Raw genomic sequence first — 7,074 nt, 5'->3', positions numbered from 1 at the left:
CCCCTCCCACCAGGCGCGGACGTGGTCCTGCGGGACCTGACGGACTTCCGCGCCTGGTGGGAGGGGTATCTGGCCTGAGCCTCAGACGGCCCGGCCGGAACGGGCCTGCCGCCGCTGGGCCGCGACCGACCGCAGCAGCCCGGCGGCGGCGACGAGGAACCCGACCCCCATCAGCATCGACACGAGGTACGCGACGGTGGGGAACGGGTCCGTCCCGAGGAGCAGCGGGGCCACCGTGACCAGCGTCGCGACCGCACCGACCGCGAACACGATCACACCGGCCTTGACGAGGCCGTCACCCGGGGCACTGTCGTCCACCGGCACGGCGGGGGTTTCGTTACGCATCCCGCCAGGGTAGTTCCCAGGCCGGAGGAACACGTCGGCGACGTCTTGTCACCGGCCTTCTGACCATTAGCCTGGTGCCGGCGGGTCGGTCGACGACCCGCTGTTTGCCATCCCCACCGACGAGGACGAGGACGAGGACAGACGTGCCTACCGGCAAGGTCAAATGGTTCAACAGCGAGAAGGGCTTCGGCTTTCTCTCCCGCGACGACGGCGGCGACGTCTTCGTCCACTCGTCGGTGCTCCCTGCCGGAGTCGACGCACTGAAGCCGGGGCAGCGGGTCGAGTTCGGGGTCGTCGCCGGTCAGCGCGGCGACCAGGCGCTGTCCGTCACGATCCTCGAGCCGACCCCGTCCGTCGCCGCGGCGCAGCGCCGTAAGCCCGACGAACTGGCGTCCATCGTGCAGGACCTGACGACGCTCCTGGAGAACATCACGCCGATGCTGGAGCGCGGCCGCTACCCGGAGAAGGCGGCGGGCAAGAAGATCGCCGGCCTGCTGCGGGCGGTCGCCGACCAGCTGGACGTGTAGCCCTTCACTGGAACCGCGGCGCGTCCGGGGCTGAGGTTCTACGGAACCGCGGCGCGTCCGGGGTTGAGGTCTACGGAACCGCGGCGTGTCCGGGGCTGAGGTCCTACGGGAACCGCAGCGCGTCCGGGCCGAGGGGCGGTACGAGTCCCTCGGCCGCGGCGCGCGTGAGCAGCCCGCGGACCGCCGCGTAGCCGTGCTCGCCGAGGTCGGCCGTGAACTCGTTCACGTAGAGGCCGATGTGCTGGTCGGCCACCTTCGGGTCCATCTCCTGGGCGTGCTCCAGGACGTACGGCCGGGAGGCCTCCGGATCGTCCCAGGCCATCCGCACCGACGCGCGGGCGGACTCGGCGAGCAGCCCGAGCGTCTCGGCGCCCAGCGAGCGGCGGGCGACGATCGCGCCCAGCGGGATCGGCAGGCCGGTCGTGGACTCCCAGTGCTCGCCCATGTCGGCGAGGCGGTGCAGCCCGTAGTTCTCGTACGTGAAGCGGGCCTCGTGGATGACGAGCCCCGCGTCGACCTTCCCGTCCCGCACGGCGGGCATGATCTCGTGGAACGGCATCACGACGACGTCCCCGACGCCGCCGGGCACCTTCTCGGCCGCCCACAGCCGGAACAGCAGGTACGCGGTCGAGCGCTCGCTCGGCACGGCGACGGTCTTCCCGGAGAGGTCGGCCCCCTCCTCACGGGTCAGCACGAGCGGCCCGCAGCCGCGGCCCAGGGCGCCGCCGCAGGGCAGCAGGGCGTACTCGTCGAGGATCCACGGCAGCACCGCGTACGACACCTTCAGGACGTCGTGCGCGTCGGTGCCGCTCTCCGCCCAGCCGTTGGTGACGTCGATGTCCGCGAACGTCACGTCGAGCCGGGGCGCGCCCGGGACCCGGCCGTGCGCCCAGGCGTCGAAGACGAAGGTGTCGTTGGGGCAGGGCGAGTAGGCGATCTTGAGTTTCACGCGTGCGCCTCCACGAAGACGGTGCTGCCGAGCAGTTCGAAGGTGTGCCGGAGGGCGCCCAGGGCCTCGCCGATGCGCCAGGCGGCGCGGTCGCGGGGGCCGACGGCGTTGGACACGGCCCGGATCTCGACGACGGGCACGCCGTACGCGGCGGCGGCCTCGGCGACGCCGAAGCCCTCCATCGCCTCGGCGGCGGCGGTCGGATGCCGCTCGACGAGCTCGGCGGCGCGACGGGCGGTACCGGTGACGGTGGAGACGGTGAGGACGGGCGCGAGGGTGTACGGAGGGGCCCCCGCGGCAGGGACGGCGTCCGGGCCTGAGGCGTGCGGGCCTGAGGCGTGCGGCGGGTCTGTGGCGGCGGGGCCTGAGGCGTCCGGGACTGCGGTGGCGGGGCCTGAGGCGTCCGGCGGGCCTGCGGCGTGCGGCGGGCCCCCGGCGTCCGGGCCTTCGGTGCTCCGGGTGGCGGAGGCCAGCGCGGCGGTGATCCGGCCCGTCAGCTCCTCGGGCACGAGGTGGGCGGACCGGCCGAAGCCCAGCTCCTCGACCGTGAGGTACCCGTCCGGGGTCTCGGCCCCGAGGTCCGCGGCGACGATCGCCGACGACACGACGACGGAGCCGACCGGCGCGGTCGGCTGGAAGCCGCCGGCGATTCCGGCGGAGACGACGAGTCCGTAGCCGCTCCCGGCCAGGGCCTCGTACGCGAGGGCCGTCCCCGTCGCGGCGGCGACGGCCGCGGGGCCGACCCCGCCGACGAGGACGTCGACGCGGTTCTCGTGACGGCGCAGGACGAGACCCCCCGGCAGCGGAAGCGGCTCGGGGGTGCCGAGACCGAGGCCGGCGGAGACGGAGTCCGCCTCCGCCGCCACGGCCGTCACGATCAGGATCCGGTGGACCACCGGCGGATCAGGAGTCCTTCTTCAGCTGGAAGTGCCAGATGCCGGTCAGCTTCTTGCCGGTGTTCTCGACGATGGTCACCTGGGTCTTGTCGGTGGCCTCGCCGGTCGGGGACTGGGAGAAGAAGGCGCTGGCCGGGATGGTCCGGTACGTCTTCTTGTAGGGCTCGGGCTCGGCCTGCTGGCCGCCGAGGAAGATCGTCCAGCCGTGGTCGGCGATCTCCGGGTCCACGCCGAAGCGGATCTTGTCGTCCGTGGAGACCGTGATGGTCTTTTCGGCCTTCTTGTTGAGGCACTGCTGGATCTGCGACTCCTTGATGGCGTCGCCGTCGTTGTAGCAGGCGGCCTCGGAGTGCACCGAGTCGGTCCCGACCGTCAGGGTCGCGAGCGGAGTCGGCTTGTCGCAGGCGGAGAGTACGAGGAGCCCGGCGGAGACGGCCCCGAGGGCGACGGCGGCCCGGCGGCGCGAGCCGGAGAAGAACGCAACGGTCATGAGCCGAAGGCTATCGGGCCGCCGCGTCCGCGCCACGCGGGGGTACGGCGTGCCGCCCCTGCGTACCGCTTCGCACGGAGTGTCCCCAGCAGTGCCGGGGCCTGCCCGCCCCGGCCGGCAAGACGCCCCGGGGCCTGCCCGCTTCGATCGGCAAGACGCCCCGAGGGCCTGTCCGCCCCGATCGGCAAGACACCCCTAGGCCACTTTCGTCTTCGGCTGGCCGCCCTTGGGTCCCGGGCGGCGGCGGGCCTCCGACAGGAGGCCGCGGACCGAGAGGAACGCGCCCAGGGCCAGGATCGCGGCGGCGACGGACATGCCGAGGGTGCCGTTCAGGGGCAGCGCGATGCCGATCCCGCCGCCCACCACCCACGCCATCTGCAGCGCCGTCTCGGATCGGGCGAACGCCGAGGTCCGCACCTGTTCCGGCACGTCCCGCTGGATCAGCGCGTCCAGGGACAGCTTCGACAGGGCCTGGGTGAGGCCCGCGACCGCGCCGAGGACGGCGACCATGAGCCCGCCGAAGAAGATCGCGGCGAGGACCGCCGTACCGCAGACCACGCTGATCATCGTGGCGATGATCACCTCGGGCCCGTGGCCCCGGTCCCGGAGCAGCGAGCCGACGGCCGTACCGCACGCGTTCCCCACGCCTGCCGCGACGCCCACGATCCCGAGGGAGACGGCGGCGCTCTGCCCGGGCAGCGGGTGCTCGCGCAGCAGGAACGCCAGGAAGAAGATCAGGAAACCCGACAGCATGCGCTGCGCGGCGTTCGCCTCCAGGCCGTGCAGCACGGAGGGGCCGACCGTCCGCAGGCTCGGCTTCTTCTCGCCGTGCGTCAGCAGGTGCGCCCGCCGCTCACCCTTCGCGGAGTCCACCTTGTGCGGCATCCGCAGCGCCCAGAACGTGCCGAGCAGGAACAGCGCGCACGCCCCGTACAGCGGCCAGCCCGGCCCGACCATCTGGAGCCCCGCACCGATGGGCGCGGCGATGCCGGTGGCGAGCAGCCCGGCCAGGGTGACCCGGGAGTTTGCTTTTACGAGGGAGAAGTTCGGTGGGAGGAGGCGGGGTACGACGGCGCTGCGGACGACTCCGTACGCCTTGGAGGCCACGAGCACGCCGAGCGCGGCGGGGTACAGCTCGAGGCCGCCGGTCGCGACGGCCCCCGACATCGTGATCGCGAGGACCGCGCGGGTCAGCATCGCGCCCGCCATCGCCGCGCGCCGCCCGTGCGGGATGCGGTCCAGGAGCGGGCCGATCACGGGGGCGAGGAGGGTGAAGGGGGCCATGGTGACGGCGAGGTAGAGCGCGACGCGGCCGCGGGCCTCGTCGGTCGGCACGGAGAAGAAGACGGTGGAGGCGAGGGCGACGGTGATCATGACGTCGCCGGCGCCGTTCACGGCGTGCAGTTCGATCAGCTTCCCGAGCCCCGACTCGCCCGCGCCGTGCGCGTGGGTGGCCTTCCGGATGCCCTTGGCGGTCCCGGTGAACGGCAGGTGCAGGGCGCGCCCGACCTTCCGGCCCGCTCGGCGGAGCGGCCCGGCGGGATCGTGTGATCGTACGGGGGACCGTGCGGCTGCCACTCCGTCATAGTGCCCCACGGGCGCGCCGGACGAACCGGGGCACGACGGAGACGACCACGGAGGATCGGTCGCGCGCCGCGCCCCCCGTTGTGGGCCGTCGTTCCGCCGGGGCGGTGTTCCGCAGTTGTGGGGCGGCGCCCCACCCGGTCCCGGCCCAGCGGGACGATGGCCCGCACGGCAGGCGGCGGAAGGCACCGCCCAGCCGGGCGCGGGCCCGCACGGGGAGGGTCCGGGGCGGTTCCGGTGCTCCAGGATCCGGTCACTTGGGACGGGCAGGTGGGCGGAGGCCCGCGAACGGGGTAGCGTGCGTAGCGCGTCACCGGCGGAAGCTCTCGGCCGCGCGCCTCTTCGGCATCCCGCAGAATGGATGACGTTAGGTGTGCCCGAGACGCGCGAGACAAGTCGGGTGCGGACGTCGATGCGGCCCCCTGGTCCGCTCCGCCCGCCGCCCGTGGCTTCGCTCCCGCCCCTCGGCCGGCGCACCCGTGAGACGGCGTAGGAGAGAAGCGAGACCTGTGAGTGCTGCGACGACGCGAAGCGGTACCCCGCGTACCCCGCGAGCCACGCGTACCCCCGACCGCCTGTGCGCGGAGGCCGTAGACCTCGCGCGGGAGGCCGCCGAGGAGGCGGCCGCGCCAGGGATCGTGGGCGCGCACGTCGAGGTCGTCGCGGAGGGCGACCGCGTCGTCACGCACTACTTCGAGTCCAAGGAGCCCGGCTACCGGGGCTGGCGCTGGGCGGTGACCGTCACCCGCGCCTCCCGCGCCAAGAACGTCACGCTTGACGAAACCGTCCTGCTGCCCGGCACCGACGCGCTCCTCGCCCCGGAGTGGGTGCCGTGGAGCGAGCGGCTGCGCCCCGGCGACATGGGCCCGGGGGACCTCCTCCCCACGGAGCAGGACGACCTGCGCCTGGAGCCGGGCTACTCGGGCGAGGACGCGCCGCCGCCGAACTCCGCCGTCTCGGAGGAGATGGAGGAGCACCTCGACGAGGAGGACGCGGAGCTGACCTCGCGCACCCCGTCGCGCGGCGCCATCGCGGCGGTCGCGGAGGAACTCGGCATGCGGAGGGCCCGGGTCCTGTCCCGCTACGGCCTGCACGTGGCGGCGGACCGCTGGGACGAGGCGTTCGGCGCGAAGACGCCGATGGCGCAGGCGGCACCGGCCTCCTGCGAGTCCTGCGCGTTCCTGGTGCCGCTGGCGGGCTCCCTGAAGCAGGCCTTCGGCATCTGCGCGAACGAGTTCTCCCCGGCGGACGGCCGGGTCGTGTCCCTGGCGTACGGCTGCGGGGGGCACTCGGAGGCCGCGGTCATGCAGCAGAACGCCGCCGCGGCCGGCGCCGCCGGCGCGATCGTCTACAACAACGTCGACGGCGCCCTCTCCGGCACCCTCGGCGACCCGGCCTCCGGCGCGATCCCCACCGGCGGCATCAGCCTGGCCGAGGGCACGCAGCTCGCCGCCGACCTCGCCAAGGGCCCGGTCTCGCTCTCCTTCGAGATCCGCCAGCTCCAGGAGAAGCGCTCCACCAACAACGTCATCGCGGAGACCAGGGGCGGCAACGCCGCCAACACCGTCATGCTCGGCTCCCACCTCGACTCCGTCACCGCGGGCCCCGGCATCAACGACAACGGCTCCGGTTCCGCCGGTCTCCTGCAGACCGCCCTCGAACTCGCCAAGTCCAAGGACAAGGTCCGCAACAAGGTCCGCTTCGCCTGGTGGTCGGCGGAGGAGGTCGGCCTGCTCGGCTCCGAGCACTACGTCGACAGCCTCACCGCGCTCGACAAGAAGGAGACCAAGCTCTACCTCAACTTCGACATGATCGCCTCGCCGAACTACGGCCTGTTCGTGTACGACGGCGACAACTCCGACGGCGTCGGCGCGGGCGCCGGCCCCGAGGGCTCCGCCCAACTGGAGCGCGACATCACCGACTTCATGGACAGGAACGGGGCCCCGCACGAGGGCACCGACTTCACCGGCCGCTCCGACTACGGCCCGTTCATCGCGGTCGGCATCCCCTCCGGCGGCACCTTCACCGGCGCCGAGGGCATCAAGACCCCTGCCCAGGCCGCCAGGTTCGGCGGCACGGCGGGCGTCGCGTACGACGTGAACTACCACGCCGAGGGCGACGACATCGGCAACATCGACATGACCGCCTTCGACGTCAACATCGACGTCATCGCCAACGCCGTGGGCACCTACGCCCACGACCTCTCCTCCCTGCGCAAGCCGGTCGTCTCCACCCCGACCACCGGCGACGCGGGCAGCGGCGGCGGTGGTCGGGGTGGAGACG

The 7,074-nt window shown here is 73.2% G+C and carries 7 protein-coding genes; 2 read left to right on the top strand and 5 right to left on the bottom strand.

Going from position 1 to position 7,074, the window contains the following annotated elements; genetic code table 11:
* Positions 1-81 precede the first annotated feature (81 nt).
* Positions 82-345: a hypothetical protein gene (locus tag CCN56_RS36385; protein ID WP_179200119.1), complete on the bottom strand. Its 264-nt coding sequence runs from the start codon at positions 343-345 to the stop codon at positions 82-84.
* 143 nt (positions 346-488) lie between these two features.
* On the opposite strand from CCN56_RS36385, the gene CCN56_RS45675 reads away from it, so the two are divergent.
* Complete coding sequence (locus CCN56_RS45675) at positions 489-872, top strand: cold-shock protein (RefSeq protein WP_041130566.1); 384 nt, start codon at positions 489-491, stop codon at positions 870-872.
* Between the two features lie 103 nt (positions 873-975).
* Here the strand turns inward: CCN56_RS45675 and CCN56_RS36375 are convergent, their stop codons facing one another.
* The 4 genes from CCN56_RS36375 to CCN56_RS36360 all read right to left on the bottom strand — a co-directional run bounded on the left by CCN56_RS36375 (position 976) and on the right by CCN56_RS36360 (position 4,785).
* On the bottom strand, positions 976-1,821 hold the full coding sequence (locus tag CCN56_RS36375; protein ID WP_179200118.1) for a 1,4-dihydroxy-6-naphthoate synthase: 846 nt from the start codon (positions 1,819-1,821) through the stop codon (positions 976-978).
* The gene (locus CCN56_RS36370) at positions 1,818-2,717 is read right to left on the bottom strand and encodes a hypothetical protein (RefSeq protein ID WP_086832015.1); all 900 of its coding nucleotides are present in this window, start codon (positions 2,715-2,717) and stop codon (positions 1,818-1,820) included. The genes CCN56_RS36375 and CCN56_RS36370 overlap by 4 nt, the downstream gene beginning before the upstream one ends.
* 7 nt (positions 2,718-2,724) lie before the next feature.
* Complete coding sequence (locus CCN56_RS36365) at positions 2,725-3,207, bottom strand: DUF2771 domain-containing protein (RefSeq protein ID WP_086832014.1); 483 nt, start codon at positions 3,205-3,207, stop codon at positions 2,725-2,727.
* Positions 3,208-3,402: 195 nt separating this feature from the next.
* Entirely contained in the window at positions 3,403-4,785 is a 1,383-nt protein-coding gene (locus CCN56_RS36360; protein WP_086832013.1) for an MFS transporter, read from the bottom strand.
* 515 nt (positions 4,786-5,300) lie between these two features.
* On the opposite strand from CCN56_RS36360, the gene CCN56_RS45230 reads away from it, so the two are divergent.
* On the top strand, positions 5,301-7,074 hold a 1,774-nt coding region (locus tag CCN56_RS45230; protein ID WP_256962359.1), incomplete at its 3' end, for a DUF3027 domain-containing protein.

The sequence above is a fragment of the Streptomyces sp. NRRL B-24572 genome (assembly GCF_002156145.1).
In the GTDB taxonomy this organism is placed as follows: Bacteria; Actinomycetota; Actinomycetes; order Streptomycetales; family Streptomycetaceae; genus Streptomyces; species Streptomyces vietnamensis.
This window is presented reverse-complemented; position numbering and strand designations above follow the sequence as displayed.